A 22,679-nucleotide genomic window follows, 5' to 3' on the forward strand; every position below is an offset into this window, starting at 1 on the left:
CCGTCGGCGGGCCGCCGCGCAGCGCGCCGCCGACCCGGCCGAAGGCGCGGCCGGCGCCGCCGTAGCGGCCGCGCGGGGTCGCCCGGGGCGCGCGGTGGGCGGTGGCACCGGCCGTCCGGCCGGAGCCGAGCAGGGCGCGCAGCGGGGCGAGGGTGTCGTTGGTGACGTACCCGGCCCAGACGAGGTCCCAGAGTGCCTCGACGATCTCCGGCTCCGGGGTCTCCTCCGGCAGCTGCTGGACCAACTGGCGGAAGAACAGGCCGTAGCCGCCGGCCAGCGCCGCCAGCAGCGCGCTGTGCACGGGGGTGAGCGCGGGCGGGACGGGCTCGGGGCGCAGCAGGTGGGCGTGCTCGGCCAGGTGCAGGCTGAGCCAGCCGTCCTTGCCGGGCAGCGCGCCGGCCCCGCACCAGCCGATCTCGCCGGCCGCCGTCAACTCGTCCAGCAGGCCGGGGGAGTAGCCGGTGAGCCGGGCCGGGAGGATCAGCTTCTCCAGGGCGGAGGCGGGCAGGGCGGTGCCCTGGAGCTGTTCGACCACCCGGAGCAGGCCGTCCGGGCCGCTCAGCCGGTGGCCGGCCAGGTGCTGCCACTGCGGGAGGAACGCGGCCAGGGCGCGCGGCGGGACGGGTTCGACCTCCTGGCGCAGGGCTGCCAGCGAGCGGCGGCGCAGCCGGCGCAGGACCTCGGCGTCGCACCACTCGGTGGTGGTGTGGTCGGGAGGAGTGGCGCCTAGCGCCTCCGGAGAAGGGGGCCGGCGGGCGACGGGTGGGCGGAACTGGCCCTGGACCAGGCGGCCGGCGGCGGTGAGCCGGTGCAGGGTGCCGGTGACGACGGCGGTGCCGAGGCCGAAGCGGGCGGCCGCCTCGGCGGCGGCGAACGGGCCGTGGGTGCGGGCGTAGCGGGCGAGCAGGTCGCCCAGCGGATCCTTGACCGGCTCGGTGAAGGCCTCGGGGACGCCGACCGGCAGCGGGGTGCCGAGCGCGTCGCGCAGCCGCCCGGCGTCCTCGACGGCGGACCAGCGCCGCTCGCCGGCGATCCGGACCTGGATCACCCGGCGGGCGGCCTCCAACTCCAGGGCCCAGAGCGGCTCGGCGCCGCGGGCCGCCAGCTCGGCCTCGGTGAGCGGGCCGAGCAGGCGCAGCGCGTCGGCGACGCCCTCGGCGTCCTTGATCCGGCGCTCGGGGGTGAGGCGCTGGAGCTCGGCCTCCAACTCGGCGAGCACCTGCGGGTCGAGCAGTTCGCTCAGCTCGGCCTGGCCGAGGAGTTCGGACAGCAGCCGGGAGTCGAGCGAGAGGGCGGCGGCGCGGCGCTCGGCGAGCGGGGAGTCCCCCTCGTAGAGGAACTGGGCGACGTAGCCGAACAGGAGGGAGCGGGCGAAGGGCGAGGGCTCGGGGGTGGTGACCTCGACCAGGCGGACGGCGCGGGATTCGAGGTCGCCCATCAGCTCGACCAGGCCCGGCACGTCGAAGACGTCCTGGAGGCACTCGCGGACGGCCTCCAGGACGATCGGGAACGAGCCGTACTCGGAGGCGACTTCGAGCAGTTGGGCGGCGCGTTGGCGCTGCTGCCAGAGCGGGGTGCGGCGGCCGGGGCTGCGGCGCGGGAGCAGCAGGGCACGGCCGGCGCACTCGCGGAAGCGGGAGGCGAACAGGGCGGAGCCGCCGACCTGGTCGGTGACCAGCTGCTCGATCTCGGCGGCGTCGAACAGGGCGGCGTCGGCGCCGACCGGGGCCTCGTCCGAACCGGACCGCTCCGGGGGGCTGGTGAAGTCGAAGTCGGTGGCGAGGAGGTCGGCGTCCGGCAGGCGCAGCACGATGCCGTCGTCGGCGTGCATGACCTGGGGGTCGAGGCCGTGTTTCTCGCGCAGCCGGGCGCCGAGCGCGAGCGCCCAGGGGGCGTGCACCTGGGCGCCGAAGGGGGAGTGGATGACGATCCGCCAGTCGCCGAGCTCGTCCCGGAAGCGCTCGACGACGATGGTGCGGTCGTCCGGGAGGTGGCCGGTGGCGGCGCGCTGCTGGGCGAGGTAGTCGAGCAGGTTGGCGGCGGCCCAGTCGTCCAGGCCGGCCCGGTGCAGCCGGGCGGTGGCGGCCGCGGGCTGCAGGGCGCCCAGCTCGCGGGTGAACGCGCCGAGGGCGCGGCCGAGTTCGAGCGGGCGGCCGAGGGTGTCGCCCTTCCAGAACGGGAGCCGGCCGGGCACGCCGGGGGCGGGGGTGACCAGCACCTTGTCGTGGGTGATCTCCTGGATCCGCCAGGAGGTGGTGCCGAGGGTGAACACGTCGCCGACGCGGGACTCGTAGACCATCTCCTCGTCGAGCTCTCCGACCCGGCCGCCGCCTTTTTTAGGGTCGGCGCCGGCGATGAAGACGCCGAACAGGCCGCGGTCGGGGATGGTGCCGCCGGAGGTGACGGCGAGCCGCTGGGCGCCGGGGCGGCCGGTCACGGTGCCGGCCACCCGGTCCCAGACCACCCGGGGGCGCAACTCGGCGAAGGCATCGGAGGGGTAGCGGCCGGCCAGCATGTCGAGCACGGCCTCGAAGGCGGACTGCGGGAGGGTGGCGAAGGGCGCGGCGCGGCGGACCACGGTGAGCAGGTCGTCCACCGGCCAGGCGTCCAGTGCCGTCATCGCGACCAGTTGCTGGGCGAGCACGTCCAGCGGGTTGCGCGGGACGCGCAGCGCTTCGATCCGGCCGGCCCGCATCCGCTCGGTGACCACGGCGGACTGCACCAGGTCCCCGCGGTACTTGGGGAAGAAGACGCCGGTGGAGACGGCGCCGACCTGGTGGCCGGCCCGGCCGACCCGTTGCAGGCCGGAGGCGACCGAGGGCGGGGACTCGACCTGGACGACCAGCTCGACGGCGCCCATGTCGATGCCCAGTTCCAGGCTGGAGGTGGCGACCACGGCGGGCAGCCGGCCGGCCTTCAACTCCTCCTCGACCAGCGCCCGCTGCTCCTTGGAGACCGAGCCGTGGTGGGCGCGCGCGATGACCGGCGGGGCGCCCTTGGCGACGCCGGACTCGGCCATCAGCTGGGCGGGGGAGTGCGCCTCGGGCAGCGGCTCACCGGTGGCCCGTTCGAGGGCGATCTCGTTCAGCCGGTTGCACAGGCGCTCGGCGAGGCGGCGGGAGTTGGCGAAGACGATGGTCGAGCGGTGCGCCTGCACCAGGTCGACGATCCGCTCCTCGACGTGCGGCCAGATCGACGCCTGCCGCTGCGGGTCGGCGTCGGAGGAGGCGCCGGTGGCCGGGGCCGCGGGCAGGTCGTCCAGGTCGGGGACGGGGACGACCACCGACAGGTCGAACTCCTTGGCGGCGGCGGGCTGGACGACGACGGCGCCGCGCTGCGGGCTGAGGTAGCGGGCCACCTCCTCGACCGGGCGGACGGTCGCGGACAGGCCGATCCGGCGGGCCGGGCGCTCCAGCAGTTCGTCCAGCCGCTCCAGGCTGAGCGCGAGGTGGGCGCCGCGCTTGGTGCCGGCGACGGCGTGCACCTCGTCGAGGATCACCGTGTCGACGCCGCGCAGCGCCTCCCGGGAGGCGGAGGTGAGCAGCAGGAACAGCGACTCGGGGGTGGTGATCAGGATGTCCGGCGGGTGGGTGGCGAAGCGGCGGCGGTCGGCGGCGGGGGTGTCGCCGGAACGGGTGGCGACCTGGACCTCGGGCTCGGGCAGGCCGAGCCGGACGGCGGCCTGGCGCAGGCCGGTCAGCGGGGCGCGCAGGTTGCGCTCGACGTCCACCGCGAGGGCCTTGAGCGGTGACACGTACAGGACCCGGCAGCGGCGCTTGGGGTCCGCCGGGGGCGGGGTGCTGCTCAGCCGGTCCAGGGCGGAGAGGAAGGCGGCGAGCGTCTTGCCGGAGCCGGTGGGGGCGACCACCAGGACGTCGGTGTCCTGCCGGATGGCGCGCCAGGCCTCGGCCTGGGCGGTGGTGGGGGCGGAGAAGGCGCCGGTGAACCAGGCCCGGGTGGTCGGGGCGAATCCGGCCAGGGGGTCGTCGTTCGGCGGGGTCGGGTGCGGGGGCGCCATGCCCCCATGGTGCCGGGTGGCACCGACAACCGGGGTGGGGGAGCGGAGGTCGCACGGGTGTGGTGAGCATGGGTGTAGTTAAAGGAGCAAAAAGGCAAATCCGCTCATATGGTGATGAATCAGGCCAGTGACCCACCCCCGACCCACCGGACCGACGAGCGGAGACCGTGCGATGGCGCAGGTGAACCCGTCCGGCGGTCCCGCCCGTGCCGCCCGCCGCCGCGTCCGCGGGCCCGCCCGGGCGCTGCTCGCGATGCTGCTCACCGCACTCGTGGTCGGCGGCGCCGTCCCGTACGTCTCCGGATCCGGCCGGCCCTACCTCAGCTACCTGGTGCTCGCCGAGCAGGAGGACGCCGCCGGGGCCGCCCTGGCCGGGGCCGAGAGCCGGGCGGCGGGCGGGCAGGTGGTCCAGGAGTACCCGCAGATCGGGGCCGTCCTGGCGTACGCCACCGGCGGCTTCGCGGGCACGCTGCGGGCCCGGCCCGGGATCGCCGCCGTCGGCACCACCCGGACCGAACCGGTGGTCGCCCCGCCCCGCCTGCTGGACGGCGCCGGGGACTTCGCCGCCGGTACCGACCGCGCCGACCGCGCCGGCCGCAGCAGCACCGATCACGCCCGTCGCAGCACCGACAGCGCCCGGCGCGACAGCACCGACCGGGAGGACGGCGGCACCGTCACGGTGCCCGACCCGAGCGAGGGCGACCCGTGGAACCTCGCCATGCTCGGCGGCGCCGGCGCCCGGGCCGGCGACACCTCCACCGGGATCCGCGGTCCCGCCGGCGCGCCGACCGCCGACGCACTGCACAAGGTGCTGGTCGCGGTGCTCGACTCCGGCGTCGACGACACCCACCCCGACCTGCGCGCCGCCGTCGACCCGAAGGCCTCCGTCTCCTGCGCCGACGGCCGGCCCGACGCCCGCTCCGGCTCCTGGCGGCCCGACCCCGGGGTCAGCGAGAGCGGCCACGGCACCCACGTCGCCGGGATCGTCGGCGCCACCCGGGACGGCCACGGCATCACCGGGGTCGCGCCGGGCGTGCGGATCGCCGCCGTCCGGCTGCTCGGACCGCTCGGCCAGTACTACGCCGAGAACATCGTCTGCGGCATGCTCTGGGCCGCCGACCACGGCGCCAAGGCGATCAACAACAGCTACTTCGCCGACCCGTGGAAGTACAACTGCCCGGAGGACCAGGACCAGGCCGCGCTGATCGCCGCCGTCGGCCGGGCCTCCGGCTACGCCCAGCGCAAGGGTGCCGTCGTGGTCGCCTCGGCGGGCAACGACGGGCAGGACCTCGGCGCCACCCGGACGGACGAGCGCAGCCCCAACGACCGCGTCTCCGGCCCGGCCCGCTCCCGCTACCTGGGCACCGAGTGCATCCGGCTGCCCGGCGAACTGCCCGGCGTCGTCACCGTCACCGCCGTCAACCGGGACGGCCGCCCGTCCGGCTATTCGAACTACGGCCGCGGCCGGGTCTCGCTGGCCGCCCCCGGCGGCGACCCGGACAGCGGGCCGCAGGGCGCGATCGTCTCCGACTGGCCGGGCGGGCAGTACGCGGCACTGGCCGGCACCTCGATGGCGGCGGCGCACGTCACCGGCGCGGTCGCGGTGGCCGCCGCCCTGCACCCGGACTACGGCTCCGGCCCGCTCGCCGCCCTGCTCGCCGGCACCGCGGCGGCCGCCTGCCCACCCGGGCCGTACGCCTGCGGGGCCCGGCAGTACTTCGGTGCCGGGCTGCTCGCGCTGCCGCGCTGAGGCGGGCGGAAAACCGGGTGACGCCGCCCGGGCGGGTCGGTGAGGATCGGGGCGTGACCGTCTTCCTCACCACCGAGCGGCTGGTGCTGCGCCGCTTCACCGCAGCGGACGTCGACCACCTGGTCGAACTGGACGGCGACCCGGAGGTGATGCGCCACCTCACCGGCGGGCGGCCGACCGCGCGGGAGCAGGTCGAGGGCGAACTGCTGCCGCTGTACCTCGCGCACTACCGGCGGTACGGCGACCTCGGCTGGTGGGCGGCCGAGGAGCGGGCCGGCGGGGCCTTCCTGGGCTGGTTCGAGTTCCGGCCGACGCGGGAGGGCGACCGCTCCGAGGTCGAGCTGGGGTACCGCCTGCGCCGGGCCGCCTGGGGGCTCGGGTACGCGACGGAGGGGGCGCGGGCGCTGGTCCGCCGCGGCTTCACCGCACTGGGCGTGCGGCGGGTGGTGGCGTACACGATGACGGTCAACGCGGGCTCGCGGCGGGTCATGGAGAAGACCGGGCTGTCGTTCGTCCGCACCTTCCACGAGGACTACCCGGAGGCGATCCCCGGCAGCGAGCACGGCGAGGTCGAGTACGCGCTGACGGCCGGGCAGTGGCGGGCCCGGGACGGCGCCGCGCGGTCCGGGATACTGGAGCCATGAGGCTGACGGAGTTCTGGCGACGGATGCACGCACACTTCGGGGAGACGTACGCGGAGTCCTTCGCCTCCGACCATGTGATGAGCGAACTCGGCGGGCGGACGGTGCGGCAGGCGCTGGAGTCGGGCTGGGAGGCCAAGGACGTCTGGCGGGTGGTCTGCGAGACCCAGGGCGTCTCCGGCGTGCTGCGCTGACCACCGCCCGCCCGCGGGACCGACCCCGCCCCGGCGGGGTGCCCGGTGCTCGGGCGGCTCCGGGGGATGGGTGAGACTGTCGGAGTGACAAGCAGCGCAGAAGCACAGAATTCGGACAGGACGGCGCGGGTCGCCGACGAGGCTCCGGGCCCGCCGCCCGAACCGCGGCTGCCGGAGGGCGAGGCCGGCGGCCTCTGGGGTGGCGGGATGCCGCGCTGGCTGCCCCGGGCGATGGTGCTGGCCCTGGTGCTGGTCGGGCTGTTCCAGCTCGCCGACTGGGCCTTCCACCAGCTGATCGACCTCTTCGTGATGCTGCTGGTGGCCTTCTTCCTCTCGCTGGCGCTGGAGCCGGCCGTCGACCGGATGGCGGCGCGCGGGGTGCGTCGCGGGATCGGCACCTTCCTGGTGTTCGTCGCGGTGGGGATCGCGGTGATCGGGTTCCTCGCGGCGCTCGGCACGCTGCTGGTCGATCAGGTCGCGAAGATCGCCGGGGACCTGCCGCACCTGGTCGACAACCTGATCAACTGGGTGAACCGGACGTTCCATCAGGACCTGTCGCTGGGCGAGCTGCAGAAGAAGCTGCTCAAGGACTCCGGCGCGATCGAGAGCTACGCCCAGCAGGCCGCCGACAACGTCTGGGGCCTCTCCTCCACCGTGATCGGCGGGCTCTTCCAGGCCTTCACGGTCGGGCTGTTCACCTTCTACTTCACCGCCGAGGGCCCGCGGGTCCGCCGGACGGTCTGCTCGATGCTGCCGCCCGCCAAGCAGGGCGAGGTGCTGCGGGCCTGGGAGATCGCCCTCGCCAAGACCGGCGGCTACCTGTACTCCCGGGCGCTGCTCGCGGTGGTCTCCGCGGCCGGGCACTGGGTGATGTTCGCGCTGCTCGACCTGCCGTACGCGGCCGCGCTGGCGGTCTGGGTCGGCGTCATGTCGCAGTTCGTGCCGACCATCGGGACGTACCTGGCCGGCGCGCTGCCGGTGCTGGTGGCGCTCACCGTGCAGCCGGTGGACGCGCTCTGGGTGCTGATCTTCGTGGTGGTCTACCAGCAGGTCGAGAACTACCTGTTGCACCCGAGGATCACCGCGCGGACGGTGGACGTGCACCCGGCGGTCGCGTTCGGCGCGGTGATCGCGGGCGCGGCGCTGCTCGGCGCGGTGGGCGCGCTGATCGCCATCCCGGCGGCGGCCACCTTGCAGGGCTTCGTCGGGACGTACGTGCGGCGGTACGAGGTGGCCACCGACCCGCGGATCGACCGGGGCGAGCAGCGGCGGGCCCGGCGGGAGCTGCGCCGGGAGGCGGCGCGGCGGCTGCGGCGGATGGTCGGCGGCGACGGGAGGTGACCCGGCCGGTGGTGGTGGCACCGTTCGGACGTGCGAAGCTTGAATCGAACATTTGTTCTCTGTACTCTCCGGCGAGGAGTTTTCCACAGGCGGAGCCGGGTCGGGCTCGTTTGTCAGTGGGACGCGCTAGCGTCGAGGACGATGAAGCGCACAGCACAGAACCCGAGGGTGGAAGCCATGGCAGGTACGGACCGCGAGAAGGCCCTTGAGAACGCACTCGCTCAGATCGAGCGGCAGTTCGGCAAGGGCTCGGTGATGCGCCTGGGCGAGAAGGCCAACGAGCCGATCGACGTGATCCCCACCGGGTCCACCGCCCTGGACGTCGCCCTCGGTGTCGGCGGTATCCCGCGCGGCCGGGTGGTCGAGATCTACGGCCCCGAGTCCTCCGGCAAGACCACCCTGACCCTGCACCTGGCGGCCAACGCCCAGCGGGCCGGCGGCACGGTCGCCTTCGTCGACGCGGAGCACGCGCTCGATCCCGAGTACGCCAAGAAGCTCGGCGTGGACACCGACGCCCTGCTGGTCAGCCAGCCGGACACCGGTGAGCAGGCGCTGGAGATCACGGACATGCTGATCCGCTCCGGCGCTGTCGACCTGATCATCATCGACTCGGTCGCGGCGCTCGTCCCGCGTGCGGAGATCGAGGGCGAGATGGGTGACTCGCACGTCGGTCTGCAGGCCCGGCTGATGAGCCAGGCGCTGCGCAAGATCGCCGGTGCGCTGAACCAGTCGGGCACCACGGCGGTGTTCATCAACCAGCTGCGCGAGAAGATCGGCGTCATGTTCGGCTCGCCGGAGACCACGACCGGTGGCCGGGCGCTGAAGTTCTACGCCTCGGTCCGGCTGGACATCCGCCGGATCGAGACCCTGAAGGACGGCACTGAGGCGGTCGGCAACCGCACCCGCGTCAAGGTGGTCAAGAACAAGGTCGCCGCGCCGTTCAAGCAGGCCGAGTTCGACATCCTCTACGGCATCGGCATCAGCCGCGAGGGCGGCCTGATCGACATGGGCGTCGAGCACGGCTTCATCCGCAAGTCCGGTGCCTGGTACACCTACGAGGGCGACCAGCTCGGCCAGGGCAAGGAGAACGCCCGCAACTTCCTGCGGGACAACCCGCAGCTCGCCGACGAGATCGAGCGGAAGATCAAGGGCAAGCTCGGCATCGGCCCGAAGACCGAGGAGCCGGCCGAGGGCGAGGCGGCGGCTGCTGCCGCCGACGGCGCCGCGAAGCCGATCACCGCGACCGCCGCCAAGACGGCCGCGGCGAAGAAGACGGCGGCGGCCGCCAAGGCCTGAACCGTTGACGCAGCACGACGCAGTGGGTGAGGGCGGCCCGGCGGGTCCGGACGGCGACGACTACGGGCCGCCGGACTGGTTCGCCGCCGTGGAGGGGGAGCCGGAGCCGCCGTTCGAGGCGACGCCCCGGGCGCGGTCGCAGTCCCGGAAGGGGCGGCGGCGGGAGCGGTCCTCCGCCGCACAGTGGGCATCCGGTTCGGAGCCGGAGTTCGACCGGGAGCCGGCCCGGGCGGTGCGCGGCGCGGCGCCCGGGCCGGCACCGGCGGAGCCGTCGGTCGGCGAGCTCGGGCTGGTCTCCGCCTCAGAACTGCCCACCGGCCGCCGCAGGCGGCGCTCGGCACTGGCGGCCGAGGAGTTCGACGAGGCCGGCTCCGCGGCGGCCGGCGAGGACCGGAGCGAGGCCGGGGCGGTCGGTCACGGGGGTGTGACCGCCCCGGCCCCGCACACCGGTCTCGGCGCGCGTCGTGGGCGGCGCGCTGCGGCCGGGCGCTCCGCCGGGCACGCCTCGGACGAGACAGGCGCTCCGGGCGACGCGCACGACCCCTCCGCCCGTACCGGCCGAACCGGGCGGAAGCGGGCCGGGGCCGAGGAGACGGCCGATCCCGAGACCCGCGCCCGCGACATCTGCCTGCGGCTGCTCACCGGCGCCGCCAAGAGCCGCAAACAGCTCGCCGACGCCCTGCGCAAGCGGGAGATCCCGGACGACGTCGCCGACGAGGTGCTCACCCGGCTCGAAGAGGTCGGGCTGATCGACGACGCGGCCTTCGCCGCGGCCTGGGTGGAGTCCCGGCACGCCGTCCGGGGCCTGTCCCGGCGGGCGCTGGCCCAGGAACTGCGCACCAAGGGGGTGGCCGCGGACCTGGTCGAACAGGCCGTCGCCCAGCTCGACCACGACGACGAGACCGAGGCCGCCCGGGCGCTGGTCGACCGCAAGCTGCGGTCCACCCGGGGGCTGGACCCGCAGGTCCGGATGCGGCGGCTGGTCGGCGTGCTGGCCCGGCGCGGCTACTCCGAGGGGCTGGCGTTCCGGGTGGTGCGGAGCGCGCTGGACGAGGAGGAGCCGGGCGAACCGTCAGGAACCGGGAGGGACTAGTGGCCGTCCGGTAGCCATTGCGTACGCTTCTTGGTCCAGTCCAGGTCGAGTCTTGACCGTTTCGTGACCCGCACCTAGCCTCGCACTCAGTGCGGGGGCGCTTCCGGACGGCGGTCCACGCCGGGCGGCGGACAGCGGTGACGGGGAGTGGGCGGCATGAGGATCTCTGCGGGCACCGGACCGGACGCCTCCCTGCTGCCACTCGCCGGGTCGGCCGGCGTCGTCCTGCTGCTCCTCGCCGTCCTGGTCGGGCTGCTGGCCAAGCGGCTCCGGGCCGCCCAGCGGCGCGCCGGCGTCGAGGCCGAGCGCGTCCGCGGCTGGGCCGAGCAGCAGACCTCCCGGCAGCGGGCCGAACTCGCCCGGCGCGAGGAGCAGTTGGCCGAGGAGCTGCGCCGGGTCCGGACCAGGGAGGACGAACTCGCCGCGCGCTCCGCCGAACTGGAGCGCACCCGGGGCGAGGCCGAGGCGCTGGTGACCCGCCGGGTGGCGGTGCTGGAGCGGGCCGGCGGACTCTCCGCCGAGCAGGCCCGCGCCGAACTCCTGCGCGAGGCCGCGACCACGGCCCGGCGGGAGGCCGCGGTCACGGTCCGGGAGATCGAGCGCGAGGCCAGGGAGGAGGGCGAGCGCCGGGCCCGAGGCATCCTCGCCGGGGTGATCCAGCGGCTGGCGTCGGTGCAGACCGCCGAGACGGCGGTCACCGTCTTCCGGCTGCCGAGCGAGGACATGAAAGGCCGGATCATCGGCCGCGAAGGCCGCAACATCCGTGCCTTCGAGGCGGTCACCGGCGTCAACCTGATCATCGACGACACCCCCGCGACGGTGCAGCTCTCCTGCTTCGACCCGGTCCGCCGGGAGACCGCCCGGCTCACCCTGGAACAACTGGTCGAGGACGGCCGGATCCACCCGACCCGGATCGAACACGTCCACGAGCGCAGCCGCGAGGAGGTCGAGCAGTGCTGCGTCCGGGCCGGTGAGGACGCCCTGCTGGACGCCCGGGTCGGCGGGATGCACCCCGAGCTCGTCCGCACCCTGGGCAGTCTGCGCTACCGGGTCTCGTACGGGCAGAACGTGCTCGGGCACCTGCTGGAGTCCGCGCACCTGGCCGGGATGATGGCCGCCGAGCTCGGGGTGGCCCCGGAGCCGGTGCGGCGGTCGGCGCTGCTGCACGACATCGGCAAGGCGCTCACCCACGAGGTCGAGGGCAGCCACGCGGCGGTCGGCGCGGACTTCGCCCGCCGGCACGGGGAGTCCCCGGAGGTGGTGCATGCGATCGCCGCGCACCACGGCGAGGTGGAGCCGCGCACCGTGGAGGCCGTGCTCACGCAGGCCGCGGACGCCTGTTCGGGCGGGCGGCCCGGGGCGCGCAAGGAGTCGCTGGAGGTGTACGTGCGGCGGCTGGCGCGGCTGGAGGAGATCGCCCGCGCGCACAAGGGCGTGGCCGAGGTGTACGCGATGCAGGCGGGGCGCGAGGTGCGGGTGATGGTGCGGCCGGAGGAGGTGGACGACCTCGGGGCGCAGCTGATCGCCCGGGAGGTCGCCCGGCAGGTCTCCGAGGAGCTGACCTATCCGGGCCAGATCCGGGTGACGGTGGTCCGGGAAAGTCGGGCCATCGCGGTGGCGAGTTAGGCCAAGAGTTGGGCCCTGTCCGGCGCACGCCCGGGGCCCGCGCCAGGGGTGCACGCCCGGGGCTCGCGCCAGGGCCCTACGCGCTGGGGGAGTCCACCTGCTGGGGCGCCTGGCGGGCGGCGGGCTCCGGCGCTGGGCTCTGGTCGGGCTCGGGTTCGGGTGCGCCGGCGAGCGGGGCCGGCCCGCCCCGGGCGCGGTCGGCGAGCGCCAGCAGGTCCTCGGCGGCGGCGCCCTGGGTGGCGCCGACCAGGTGCCCGTCCGGCCGGATCAGCAGCACGGTGTGCGGCCCGGCCTCCGGGTACTCCTCGGTGACCAGCACTTCGGCGGGCACCGGCAGCGCGGCGGCGACCTCGGCGAGCCGGGGCATCAGGCCGGCGCCCAGCCAGTGCTCGGCGGACCACACGGCGGTGCCGGGGGCGACCAGCAGCAGCAGGAAGGTGACACCGAGCCGGGCGTGCAGGTGGTCCGGGGTGCCGTCGGCGGCGAGCACCGGCAGGTCCGGGACGAGCACGCCGGGGGCGGTGGCCGGCAGCAGTTCGCTGAGCGAGGTGGTGCCGCGGGCGCCGCGTTGGACCGGTACCCGGCCGGGGACGCCCGAGGGCGCGGCCGGGTAGGCGGGCGCGCCGCCGAAGCGGCCGGTGCCGAGCTGTCCGTCGGCGAGCAGCGGTGCGTGCTTGCGGAAGCCGCCGACCAGCAGCGAGCGCCGGGTCTGCTGCCAGCCGCGCAGCGGGCGCAGCAGCGGCATGGACTGGTCGACGGCGCGTAGCCGGGCGCCGACCGCGCCGCGCCGTTCGGCCTCGTAGCCGTCCAGCAGGGAGCCGCCGGGTTGCGGGCCGCCGGAGTGGAGGTGCCAGGCGAGGGAGAGCCGCCAGGCGAGGTTGTCGGCGTCGCGCAGCCCGTCGGCCAGGTTCTGCATGCCGAGCGCGCCGTGCAGGTGGGCGGCGTCGCCGGCGAGGAAGCAGCGGCCGCTGCGGAACCGGGCGGCGAGGCGCTGCTGGGCGGTGTGGTCGGCGGCGGCGAGCAGGTCGAAGCGGGGGAGTTCGCCGCACCAGCCGGTGAGGGTGGCGGTGACCCGGGTGAGCAGGGTGTCGCCGGTGACGACGCCGGGCCAGGTGGCGTGAGGGTCGACGGTTTCGGTGGGGGCGGGCCGTCCGGGGGGCAGCCGCCAGTCGAGCCGCCAGACGCCGTCCGGCAGCGGGCGGGCGGAGGCCTCGCGGTCGCCGCGCCACGGGGGCTCGCGGTGCAGCCGGGCCTCGTGGAAGGGCAGGTCGACCCGGACGGTGGCGATGGCGTTGCGGTCGACGGCGGGGCGGCCGGGGAAGCGGATCTTCAGGAGCTTGCGGACGGCGGATCTGGCGCCGTCGCAGCCGACCAGGTGGCTGCCGCGCCACCAGGTGCTGGAGCCGTCCTGGGTGCCGTGGGTGCGGACGCTGACGCCGTCGCGGTCCTGTTCGAGTTCGACGACCCGGCTCAGCGGGACCAGCCGGACCAGCGGGGTGCCGGTGAGGGCGTCGCGCAGGCCGCGCTGGAGGCGGTGCTGGGGCAGGTGGAAGGCGGGGGAGTCGGTGAGGTCGATCCGCAGGACCTCCTGGCGGCGGCGCCAGACGGTGAAGGAGTCCCAGAGGGCGGAGTCCGAGACGGCCCGCGGGTAGCCGATCCGGGTGAGGAAGGCGGCGGTGTCGGCCCCGAGGACGACGCTGCGCGGGCCCTCGGGGCAGAGCCCGGAGCCCTCGTCCAGGACGATGGTCGGCACCTCGTGCCGGGCGAGGGCGAGGGCCAGGGCCAGACCGACCGGTCCGGCCCCGACCACGATCACCGGGTCCATGCGGTGACCTCCGGGCACGAACCGGCCGATGGGCCGGCGTCAGTTACCGCTGCCGCATATGCCGCGTGGATGCTCCCGGGAGGTGTCACGAAGAGCAATGCAACAGTTCACCTGCGTGTGCGTCAAGCAGCAGCTGAAGTGCGCCGGTTCGCGCCGCGACGGCCGCGCGCTTCGATCCACCGGGCGAGGGCGGTCAGCAGCAGGCACATGGCGATGTAGATCGGACCGATCACCAGCACCACGGGGATGTAGGGGAAGCCCGCGGCGTTGATCGGCTGGCTGGCGATCGCCTTGCCGACGAACAGCAGCTCGTTGAAGGTGATGACGAAGCCGAGCGAGGTGTCCTTCAGGGTGACGACCAGCTGGCCGATCATCGTGGGCAGCATCGAGCGGATCGCCTGCGGCACCAGAATGCCGGCCATCACCTGGGTCTTGCGCATGCCGAGCGCGTAGGCCGCCTCGGCCTGGCCACGCGGGACGGCGTTGACGCCGCTGCGGATGATCTCGGCCTGCACCGAGCCGTTGTAGAGGGTGAGGCCGATGACAAGCGCCCACATCGGCTCCTTCGCGAAGAACGCGTAGTAGAGCGCGACGATCAGGATCAGCAGCGGCATCGCCCGGAAGAACTGGACGAAGCCGACGGCCGCCCAGCGGACCGGCTTGTGGTCGGAGAGCTGTCCGGCGGCGAGCAGGCCGCCCAGGGTGAGCGAGAACAGCGCGGCCAGGCCGAAGGCCTCCAGGGTGGAGAGCAGGCCGTCTGCGATGCGTTGCTGGACGGTGTTGTACTGGAACGCGTCCCACAGATGAGGGTCGAACTGGCCGTTGTCGGAGAGCGCGGTGAAGACGTACTGGAGCAGGGCGGCGACGCCGATCAGCGCCAGCACCCCGAACAGCTGGTACCGGGTGCGGGCCCGCGGGCCGGGGGCGTCGTAGAGGACGCTGGCCGTGGGGGTGCGGGTGAAGAGGTTGCTCATCGGGCCACCGCCAGTCGGGATTCCAGGACGCGGAACAGCGTGGCGACCGTGGCACTGATCACCAGGTAGGCGCAGGCCACCCAGAAGAAGATCCCGAAGATCGCGTAGCCGCGCTCGGAGAGGGTCTGCTGCACGCTGTAGAGCTCGCTGACGCTGAAGGCGCCGGCGATCGCCGAGTTCCTCGGCAGCGCGATGAACACACTGCTCAGCGGGGCCAGGACGGTCCGGGTGGCCTGCGGCAGGATGATCAGGGTGAGGGTCTGACCGAAGCTCATGCCGAGGCTGCGGGCCGCCTCGGCCTGCCCGAGCGGCACGGTGTTGATGCCCGAGCGGATCACCTCGCAGACGAACGAGGCGGTGTAGCCGCCGAGCGCCAGCACCGCGAAGGTGAGGTGGCTGAAGTGCACCCCGAGCGGCGGCAGGCCGAAGGTGACGGCGAAGAACAGCAGGGTCAGCGGCGTGTTGCGGAACAGCGTGACCCAGGTGGTGCCGAAGGCACGCAGGACCGGCACCGGGGAGACCCGGAAGGCCGCCAGCAGGGTGCCCAGCAGCAGGGCGAGCAGGGCGCTGAGCGCGCTCAGCTCGATCGTCTGCAGGAAGCCGTCGCGGAACAACGCGAAGTTGTCCTGCTCGAACAGGAACCCCATCCGGCGGCCCTCCTCTCATCAGATGGTCAGGACGGATGGTCGGGCGTGGACCGGATCAGTAGCGTTCGAGGGCCGGCACGGCCGGCGCGGCGGAGCCGGACGCGCCCAGGGTCGCGTCGTAGGCCTTCTTCCAGTCGCCGTTGTCCTCGTGGGCCTTGAGCGCGTCGCTGATGGCGTTGCGCAGGACCGCGTCGTCCTTGTTGAGACCGACGCCGTAGTTCTCCTTGGTGAACGGCTTGCCGACCACCTTGAGCTTGGGGGCGTACTTGGAGGCGTAGCCCTTGAGGATCGCGTCGTCGGTGGTGACCGCGTCGACCTCGCCGGACAGCAGCTTCTCGACGCAGGCCGAGTAGGTGTCGAACTGCGTGATCTTCGGGTTGTACTGCTGGATGTTCTTGATCGAGGTGGAGCCGGTGGCGGTGCAGACGTTCTTGCCGCCGACGCTCTCCGGGCCGGTGATCGAGGTGTTGTCGGCCTTCACCAGGAAGTCCTGACCGGCGATGTAGTACGGGCCGGCGAAGGAGACCGTCTTCTTGCGCTCGTCGTTGATGCTGTAGGTGCCGACGTAGAAGTCGATCTGGCCCTTGGCGATGGCCGGCTCGCGCTGCGAGGAGACCAGCGTCTGCCACTTGATCTGCTGCGGGCTGAAGCCGAGGTCGGCGGCGACCATCTTGGCGATCTCGATGTCGAAGCCGCTGCGGTCGCCGCTGGCGACGTCCTCGAAGCCCAGTCCCGGCTGGTCGGCCTTGGCGCCGATGATCAGCTGGCCGCGCTTCTTCGCCTCGGCGAGGATCGCCGAGTCGATCTTGACGTCGGTCTTGACCGTGTAGGTGGGCAGCGCCGGGGCGTTGCCGCTGCTCGCGGCGGTGGCGCCGGGGGAGCCGTCCTTGCCGCAGGCGGCGGTGGCGGTGAGCGCGACGGCACAGAGCGCGACGGCGAGGGTGCGACGAGTCCTCATGAGGGTTGTTCTCCTGGGAGCTGGGCCACGGCTAACCGGGCTCTGGCGTCTGGAAGGTGCGTGCACGGGCAGGGCCGCCCGGCGTCCTTGCCGGCGGCGGCCCCGCGTCGTCTCGAAGCGTCAGTGGTGGAGGATCTTCGAGAGGAAGTCCTTGGCACGGTCGGAACGCGGCGCGGTGAAGAAGGCGTCCGGGGTGTTCTGCTCGACGATCCGGCCGTCGGCCATGAACAGCACGCGGTTGGCGGCGGAGCGGGCGAAACCCATCTCGTGGGTGACCACGACCATCGTCATGCCGTCGGCGGCCAGCTGGCGCATGACCTCCAGCACCTCGTTGACCATCTCCGGGTCGAGGGCCGAGGTGGGCTCGTCGAAGAGCATCACCTTGGGCTTCATCGCCAGCGCCCGGGCGATCGCCACGCGCTGCTGCTGGCCGCCGGAGAGCTGGGCGGGGACTTTGTCCGCCTGCGCGCCGACGCCGACCCGCTCCAGCAGCCCGCGGGCGGTCTTCTCGGCCTGCGCCCGGGCGATCCCGCGCACCTTGACCTGGCCGATGACGACGTTCTCCAGCACCGTCTTGTGCGCGAACAGGTTGAAGCTCTGGAACACCATGCCGACCTCGGCGCGCAGCCGGGCCAGCTCCTTGCCCTCGTCGGGCAGCGGGCGGCCGTCGATGGTGATCGTGCCGGAGTCGATGGTCTCCAGCCGGTTGATCGTCCGGCAGAGCGTCGACTTGCCGGAGCCGGACGGCCCGATCAGGACCACGACCTCGCCCTGGACGATCTTCAGGTCGATGTCCTGCAGGACGTGCAGCGCTCCGTAGTGCTTGTTCACGCTGCTCAGCACGACCAGGGGGGCGGCTGCAGGGGTGGAGTCCTCGACCGGATTCTCGGCCATCGCGCCTGCTCCCTCGTGTCGGCCCGTGAAAGTCTGAACTCCCTTGGGCGGCAATGGTGGTACGAAATCCGGGAGCCGCGACCGGCGGAGCCGCAGCCCCCGGTGGGCCGACCATAGGAGTGATGACGACGTGCCGTCAGCCGATCTGAGCGGAACTTGAGGATCACGAAACGGCCACACGCTGCTCGCGGGCTGTTCGCCGGGGCGCCAACGGGGCATGTGACAGCTGGCGTCCGCGCCGGCGCGCCCCGCCCCGTGGCAGCCGTCGGGCGACCGAGCCTGGCGCCGGGCCGCCCACTGGCTCATACTGCGCAGGACCGGGGCCCGACCAGGCGGTCCCGGCGATCAGGTGGGGGAAGGAGGAGAACAGGATGCGATTGCTGCTCGTCGAGGACGACGAACGCGTGGCCGCCGCGCTGGTCGCGGTACTGGGCCGGCACGGCTTCCAGGTCCGGCACGCCCGCAGCGGGCACGAGGCGTTGGACGCCCTGGTGCCGGACGGAAACGACCCGTACCGGGTGGTGCTGCTCGACCTCGGGCTGCCCGACCGCGACGGCTTCGAGGTGTGCAGCCGGATCAGGGCCGGCAGCGGCGTCCCGGTGATCATGGTCACCGCCCGCGCCGACATCCGCTCCCGGATCCACGGCCTCAACCTGGGCGCCGACGACTACGTCACCAAGCCCTACGACATGGGCGAGCTGCTCGCCCGCATCCACGCGGTGGCCCGCCGCGGCGCCGCCCCCGCCTCGGTGGCGGTGCCCGCGCCCGACGCCGTCCCGCAGCAGCGCGGCCCGCTGGAGTCCCGCGGCATCCGGATCGACCGGGAGCGCCGCCGGGTCAGCGTGGACGGCCGGGACGTGCCGCTCACCCGCAAGGAGTTCGACCTGCTCGCCCTGCTCGCCCAGAGCCCCGGCGTGGTCTACCGGCGCGAGCAGATCTTCAGCGAGGTCTGGCGCAGCGGCTGGGAGGGCAACGGGCGCACCCTGGAGGTGCACATCGGCTCGCTGCGCAACAAGCTCGCGCTGCCCGGCCTGGTCGAGGCCGTCCGCGGCGTCGGCTACCGCCTGATCCCGGAGTCCCCGGCGCCCGCCGCGGACCCGGCCCCGCCCGCCCCCGCGGAGCGCTGACCGCACGTGCGCACCCGCCTGCTCGGCATCCTGATCGCCCTCATGCTCTGCGTCCTGGCCGCCCTGGGGCTGCCGCTCGCGGCGGCGGTCGCGGCGGCCGAGCAGAGCAGGGTGGTCGTCGACCGGCTCGACGACGCCGCCCGCTTCGCCCAGGACCTGCCCACCTCCGGCCCCTCGGCGGTGGAGTCCGCGCTCAAGGGCGACCCGGAGCCCGCCCCCGGCGACGTCAGCCGCCGGCGCGCGATCGACGCCGAGGTCCGCCGCTACCACGACCTGTACGGCGTGCGGCTGGGCATCTTCCAGCGCGACGGCGTGCCGATCGCCGCCGCCCCCGCCGACTGGCGGGTGCCCCGCGGTTGGGGCGCGCAGGCCTTCCAGGAGGCGCTGGACGGGCGGCGCAGCCACAACCCGCCCCAGGTCTGGCCGTGGACCGACGACCGCACCCTGACCGTCGCCACCCCGGTGGTGCGCGACGGCGACGTGGTCGCGGTGGTGCTCAGCGAGTCCCCCACCGGGGCGCTGCGCACCCGGATCCTGCACAGCTGGCTGGTGATCGGCGCCGGCGAGGCCGCCGCGATGATCGTCGCGGTGCTGCTGGCCGGCCGGCTCACCGAGTGGGTGCTGCGCCCGGTCCGCACCCTCGACCGGGCCACCCACGACATCGCCACCGGCCGGATGGCCGCCCGGGTCGCGCCCGGCGGCGGGCCGCCCGAGCTGCAACGGCTGGCCCGCTCGTTCAACGAGATGGCCGACCACGTGGTGCTCGCCATGGACCAGCAGAAGGCCTTCGTCGCGGACGCCTCGCACCAGCTGCGCAACCCGCTGGCGGCCCTGCTGCTGCGGGTCGAGGTGCTCGGGCTGGAACTGCCCGAGGGGCACGAGGAGGAGCTCGGCGGCGTCCGGGAGGAGGGCGTCAGGCTGGCCCGGGTGCTGGACGACCTGCTCGGCCTGGCCACCGCCGAGCACGCCCGCCCCGAACCCGAGCAGACCGACCTCGCCGCGCTCACCCTGGCCCGGGTCGACGCCTGGCGGCCGGTCGCCGAGCAGCGCGGGATCGAGCTGAGCTGGGAGGGCCCGGCGCTCGCCGTCGGCATGGCGGACCCGATCGGCTTCGGCTCCGCCCTGGACGCCGTGCTGGACAACGCGCTCAAGTTCGGCCCGGCCGGCAGCGGGGTGCGGCTGAAGGTCTCGGTGCGCCGGGACGAGGTCGCGGTGACCGTCACGGACGCCGGGCCCGGCCTCGCCGAGGACGAGCTGCCCCGCGCCGGGGACCGCTTCTGGCGCAGCCCGCGGCACCAGAACGTGGACGGCTCCGGGCTCGGCCTGTCGATCGCCCGCACCCTGCTGGCGGCGGGCGGCGGTTCGCTCGCCTTCGCCCCGGTCGAGCCGACCGGGCTCGCGGTGACGCTGACGGTGCCGCGGCCGGAGAAGCGGTAGCCCGTACGGGCCCGCAGCGCCCGTACGGTTTCCGGGCTTCCGGGCTTCACCGAGCGGTGGATCTCAGGGCTCCACCTTCAGGGCTTCACCTTCAGGGCTTCACCGAGCGGTAGTAGCGGGCCGCGCCCTCGTGCAGCGGGAGCGGGTCGGTGTAGACGGCGGTGCGCAGGTCGACCAACTGGGCGGCGTGCACCTGGGAGCCGATCTGGTCGCGGCTGTCGATCACCGCCCTGGTCATGCCCTCGACCAGGCCCGGGTCCACGTCGTCCCGGGTGATCAGCAGGTTGGGCACGGCCACGGTGGCGACGGCGTCCTTGGGGTCGGCGTTCGGGTAGGTGCCCTTGGGCATGGTGGCCGCCCGGTAGGCGTCGGTGCCGCCGCCCTCCATCTTGTGGATGGCCCCGGCGAGGTCCCCCAGCGGCACGACCCGCATCCGCATGTGGTCGGACAGGTCGGTGAGGGCGCTGGTCGGCAGGCCGCCGGACCAGAAGAAGGCGTCGAGCTTGTTCTCGCGCAGCTGGTCGGCGGCGTCGCCGACGCCCGCCGACACCGGGACGATGTCGTGGTCCGGGTCCAGGCCGGCCGCGGCCAGCAGCCGCCTGGTCACCAGGTTCACCCCGGACTGCGGCAGGCCCACGCCGACCCGCAGCCCCTTGAGGTCGGCCGTGCGGTGCACCGTCGAGGAGGACGGGACGATCAGCTGGAGGTAGTCGTCGTACAGCCGTGCGATCGCCCGCAGCCGGTCCTTGCCCGGGCCCTGGTAGTCGGCGACGGCGTCGGCGGTGGCGATCGCGAAGTCGTCCTGGCCGCTGGTCACCCGGGCCAGGTTGTCGATCGAGCCCTCGGTGTTGTCCAGGGCCAGCCGCACCTCCGGCATGGCCTTGGCGACGTGGGCCTCCAGCAACTGCCCGTACCGGTCGTAGACGCCGCGCTGCACGCCGGTCGCGAAACGCGTCTCGCCGCGCGGGTAGCCGGGCGAGCGGCCCGCCGACAGCCACCAGCCGCCCAGCCCCGCGACCAGCAGCACCAGCACCAGCACCGTCCGCCACAGCGGGCTGCGGGCCGCGGTGCGGACGGCGGCGCCGAGACGGGACGGGGTGGTGGGGGTCATGCAGGGATACTGCCAGGCGCTCCGCCGGAACGGGAGGGGAAACGGTGGGGGAAAAGCGCTTCGCGGCTGCCCGTACCCTGGTCTGGTGAGCGGTGAGAGCGGATTGAAGAGCTACAAGGTCGTCACGTACGGCTGCCAGATGAACGTCCACGACTCCGAGCGGCTGTCCGGCCTGCTGGAGGACGCGGGTTACGTCAAGGCCGGGCAGGAGGGCGACCCGGACCTGGTCGTGTTCAACACCTGCGCGGTGCGGGAGAACGCCGACAACAAGCTGTACGGCAACCTCGGGCAGCTGGCGCCGGTCAAGACCCGCCACAAGGGCATGCAGATCGCCGTCGGCGGCTGCCTCGCCCAGAAGGACCGCGACACCATCGTCCGCAAGGCCCCCTGGGTCGACGTGGTGTTCGGCACCCACAACATCGGCCACCTGCCGGCGCTGCTGGAGCGGGCCGCGGTCGAGCGCAAGGCCCAGGTCGAGATCCTGGAGTCGCTGGAGACCTTCCCCTCCACCCTGCCGACCCGCCGCGAGTCCGCGTACGCCGCGTGGGTCGCCATCTCCGTCGGCTGCAACAACACCTGCACCTTCTGCATCGTCCCCGCGCTGCGCGGCAAGGAGGAGGACCGCCGCCCCGGCGACGTCCTCGCCGAGATCGAGGCGCTGGTGGACGAGGGCGTCATCGAGGTGACCCTGCTCGGCCAGAACGTCAACGCCTACGGCTCCGACCTGGGCGACCGCGAGGCCTTCTCCAAGCTGCTGCGCGCCGCCGGCCAGATCGAGGGCCTGGAGCGGATCCGCTTCACCTCGCCGCACCCGCGCGACTTCACCGACGACGTGATCGCCGCGATGGCCGAGACGCCGAACGTGATGCACCAGCTGCACATGCCGCTGCAGTCCGGCTCCGACACCGTCCTCAAGGCGATGCGCCGCTCCTACCGCCAGGAGCGCTTCCTCGGGATCATCCGGAAGGTCCGCGAGGCCATGCCGGACGCGGCGATCTCCACCGACATCATCGTGGGCTTCCCCGGCGAGACCGAGGAGGACTTCGAGCAGACGATGCACGCCGTCCGCGAGGCCCGCTTCACCAACGCCTTCACCTTCCAGTACTCCAAGCGCCCCGGCACCCCGGCCGCCGAGATGGCGGACCAGGTGCCGAAGGCCGTCGTGCAGGCCCGCTACGACCGGCTGATCGCCCTCCAGGAGGAGATCTCCTGGGAGGAGAACAAGAAGCAGGTCGGCCGCGTCCTGGAGATCCTGGTCGCCGAGGGCGAGGGCAAGAAGGACGACAAGACCGACCGGCTCTCCGGCCGCGCCCCCGACAACCGGCTGGTGCACTTCAGCAGGCCGACGGAGCCGGTGCGTCCGGGCGACGTGGTGACCGTCGAGATCACCTACGCCGCCCCGCACCACCTGCTCGCCGAGGGCCCGTCGCTCGCGGTGCGCCGCACCCGGGCCGGCGACGCCTGGGAGAAGCGCCAGGCCAAGCCCGCGGCCAAGCCGGCCGGGGTGATGCTCGGCCTGCCGGGCATCGGTGCCCCGGCCGCGCTGCCCCTGGCCGCTCCGGCGGGCGGGGCCTGCTGCGGCGACTGACGGCCCACTCCTCGAACGGGGCCTGCTTCTCGAACGGGGCCTGCTCCTCGAACGGGGCCTGCTCCTCGAACGGGGGGGCGGCCGGGGGGGGATGTCGGGCGGGGCGGCCCGCGCGGGGTGGGGTGGGTGTACGGCATGTGGGGTGAGGCCCCCGGGGGC

17 protein-coding genes are annotated in these 22,679 nt (G+C 74.0%); 10 read left to right on the plus strand and 7 right to left on the minus strand.

Going from position 1 to position 22,679, the window contains the following annotated elements:
• On the minus strand, window positions 1-4,018 hold a 4,018-nt coding region (locus tag ACFV61_RS03285; RefSeq protein WP_380489826.1), incomplete at its 3' end, for an ATP-dependent helicase.
• A gap of 172 nt (window positions 4,019-4,190) precedes the next feature.
• On the opposite strand from ACFV61_RS03285, the gene ACFV61_RS03290 reads away from it, so the two are divergent.
• From ACFV61_RS03290 to rny, 7 genes are all read left to right on the plus strand, one after another.
• Window positions 4,191-5,768: a S8 family serine peptidase gene (locus ACFV61_RS03290; protein WP_380489828.1), complete on the plus strand. Its 1,578-nt coding sequence runs from the start codon at window positions 4,191-4,193 to the stop codon at window positions 5,766-5,768.
• Between the two features lie 53 nt (window positions 5,769-5,821).
• A complete protein-coding gene (locus ACFV61_RS03295) occupies window positions 5,822-6,412 on the plus strand; it encodes a GNAT family N-acetyltransferase (protein ID WP_380489830.1) in 591 nt (196 codons plus the stop codon).
• Window positions 6,409-6,603, plus strand: coding sequence for a DUF3046 domain-containing protein (locus tag ACFV61_RS03300; protein ID WP_063349322.1), 195 nt, complete (start codon window positions 6,409-6,411; stop codon window positions 6,601-6,603). The genes ACFV61_RS03295 and ACFV61_RS03300 overlap by 4 nt, the downstream gene beginning before the upstream one ends.
• 84 nt (window positions 6,604-6,687) lie before the next feature.
• Window positions 6,688-7,944 (plus strand): AI-2E family transporter, encoded by a 1,257-nt coding sequence (locus ACFV61_RS03305; protein WP_380336445.1) that lies wholly within the window; start codon window positions 6,688-6,690, stop codon window positions 7,942-7,944.
• 177 nt (window positions 7,945-8,121) lie between these two features.
• Window positions 8,122-9,240 carry a recombinase RecA gene (recA, locus tag ACFV61_RS03310; protein WP_063349323.1) on the plus strand — a complete coding sequence of 373 codons (1,119 nt, stop codon included), beginning with the start codon at window positions 8,122-8,124 and terminating at the stop codon, window positions 9,238-9,240.
• A 4-nt stretch (window positions 9,241-9,244) separates the two neighbouring features.
• Window positions 9,245-10,333 carry a recombination regulator RecX gene (gene recX / locus ACFV61_RS03315; RefSeq protein ID WP_380489832.1) on the plus strand — a complete coding sequence of 363 codons (1,089 nt, stop codon included), beginning with the start codon at window positions 9,245-9,247 and terminating at the stop codon, window positions 10,331-10,333.
• Between the two features lie 156 nt (window positions 10,334-10,489).
• Window positions 10,490-11,959 carry a ribonuclease Y gene (gene rny, locus ACFV61_RS03320; RefSeq protein ID WP_380489834.1) on the plus strand — a complete coding sequence of 490 codons (1,470 nt, stop codon included), beginning with the start codon at window positions 10,490-10,492 and terminating at the stop codon, window positions 11,957-11,959.
• 76 nt (window positions 11,960-12,035) lie between these two features.
• Here the strand turns inward: rny and ACFV61_RS03325 are convergent, their stop codons facing one another.
• The 5 genes from ACFV61_RS03325 to ACFV61_RS03345 form a co-directional block, all read right to left on the minus strand.
• Window positions 12,036-13,784, minus strand: coding sequence for an FAD-dependent monooxygenase (locus ACFV61_RS03325; RefSeq protein ID WP_063349325.1), 1,749 nt, complete (start codon window positions 13,782-13,784; stop codon window positions 12,036-12,038).
• Window positions 13,785-13,906: 122 nt separating this feature from the next.
• Window positions 13,907-14,758: an amino acid ABC transporter permease gene (locus ACFV61_RS03330; RefSeq protein WP_380489836.1), complete on the minus strand. Its 852-nt coding sequence runs from the start codon at window positions 14,756-14,758 to the stop codon at window positions 13,907-13,909.
• Window positions 14,755-15,405 (minus strand): amino acid ABC transporter permease, encoded by a 651-nt coding sequence (locus tag ACFV61_RS03335; protein WP_063349327.1) that lies wholly within the window; start codon window positions 15,403-15,405, stop codon window positions 14,755-14,757. The genes ACFV61_RS03330 and ACFV61_RS03335 overlap by 4 nt, the downstream gene beginning before the upstream one ends.
• A 55-nt stretch (window positions 15,406-15,460) precedes the next feature.
• Window positions 15,461-16,363 (minus strand): glutamate ABC transporter substrate-binding protein, encoded by a 903-nt coding sequence (locus ACFV61_RS03340; protein ID WP_380336426.1) that lies wholly within the window; start codon window positions 16,361-16,363, stop codon window positions 15,461-15,463.
• 120 nt (window positions 16,364-16,483) lie between these two features.
• On the minus strand, window positions 16,484-17,257 hold the full coding sequence (locus ACFV61_RS03345; RefSeq protein WP_380377596.1) for an amino acid ABC transporter ATP-binding protein: 774 nt from the start codon (window positions 17,255-17,257) through the stop codon (window positions 16,484-16,486).
• A gap of 371 nt (window positions 17,258-17,628) precedes the next feature.
• On the opposite strand from ACFV61_RS03345, the gene ACFV61_RS03350 reads away from it, so the two are divergent.
• Window positions 17,629-18,384: a response regulator transcription factor gene (locus tag ACFV61_RS03350; protein WP_350880177.1), complete on the plus strand. Its 756-nt coding sequence runs from the start codon at window positions 17,629-17,631 to the stop codon at window positions 18,382-18,384.
• 6 nt (window positions 18,385-18,390) lie between these two features.
• Window positions 18,391-19,821: a HAMP domain-containing sensor histidine kinase gene (locus ACFV61_RS03355; RefSeq protein ID WP_063349331.1), complete on the plus strand. Its 1,431-nt coding sequence runs from the start codon at window positions 18,391-18,393 to the stop codon at window positions 19,819-19,821.
• 91 nt (window positions 19,822-19,912) lie between these two features.
• Here the strand turns inward: ACFV61_RS03355 and ACFV61_RS03360 are convergent, their stop codons facing one another.
• On the minus strand, window positions 19,913-20,932 hold the full coding sequence (locus tag ACFV61_RS03360; protein ID WP_380489839.1) for a TAXI family TRAP transporter solute-binding subunit: 1,020 nt from the start codon (window positions 20,930-20,932) through the stop codon (window positions 19,913-19,915).
• 85 nt (window positions 20,933-21,017) lie between these two features.
• Between ACFV61_RS03360 and miaB the strand changes: the two genes are divergently transcribed.
• Complete coding sequence (miaB, locus tag ACFV61_RS03365) at window positions 21,018-22,520, plus strand: tRNA (N6-isopentenyl adenosine(37)-C2)-methylthiotransferase MiaB (RefSeq protein WP_279634927.1); 1,503 nt, start codon at window positions 21,018-21,020, stop codon at window positions 22,518-22,520.
• The last annotated feature ends 159 nt before the right edge of the window (window positions 22,521-22,679 follow it).

This window comes from Kitasatospora sp. NPDC059817, from assembly GCF_042731835.1.
GTDB lineage: Bacteria > Actinomycetota > Actinomycetes > Streptomycetales > Streptomycetaceae > Kitasatospora.

Bases quoted from the DNA above. Each gene is read 5' to 3' on its own strand.
- ACFV61_RS03290 (WP_380489828.1), top strand. From the start codon at position 4,191: ATGGCGCAGGTGAACCCGTCCGGCGGTCCCGCCCGTGCCGCCCGCCGC.
- ACFV61_RS03300 (WP_063349322.1), top strand. From the start codon at position 6,409: ATGAGGCTGACGGAGTTCTGGCGACGGATGCACGCACACTTCGGGGAG.
- recA (WP_063349323.1), top strand. From the start codon at position 8,122: ATGGCAGGTACGGACCGCGAGAAGGCCCTTGAGAACGCACTCGCTCAG.
- rny (WP_380489834.1), top strand. From the start codon at position 10,490: ATGAGGATCTCTGCGGGCACCGGACCGGACGCCTCCCTGCTGCCACTC.
- ACFV61_RS03325 (WP_063349325.1), bottom strand. From the start codon at position 13,784: ATGGACCCGGTGATCGTGGTCGGGGCCGGACCGGTCGGTCTGGCCCTG.
- ACFV61_RS03330 (WP_380489836.1), bottom strand. From the start codon at position 14,758: ATGAGCAACCTCTTCACCCGCACCCCCACGGCCAGCGTCCTCTACGAC.
- ACFV61_RS03335 (WP_063349327.1), bottom strand. From the start codon at position 15,405: ATGGGGTTCCTGTTCGAGCAGGACAACTTCGCGTTGTTCCGCGACGGC.
- ACFV61_RS03340 (WP_380336426.1), bottom strand. From the start codon at position 16,363: ATGAGGACTCGTCGCACCCTCGCCGTCGCGCTCTGTGCCGTCGCGCTC.
- ACFV61_RS03345 (WP_380377596.1), bottom strand. From the start codon at position 17,257: ATGGCCGAGAATCCGGTCGAGGACTCCACCCCTGCAGCCGCCCCCCTG.
- ACFV61_RS03350 (WP_350880177.1), top strand. From the start codon at position 17,629: ATGCGATTGCTGCTCGTCGAGGACGACGAACGCGTGGCCGCCGCGCTG.
- ACFV61_RS03360 (WP_380489839.1), bottom strand. From the start codon at position 20,932: ATGACCCCCACCACCCCGTCCCGTCTCGGCGCCGCCGTCCGCACCGCG.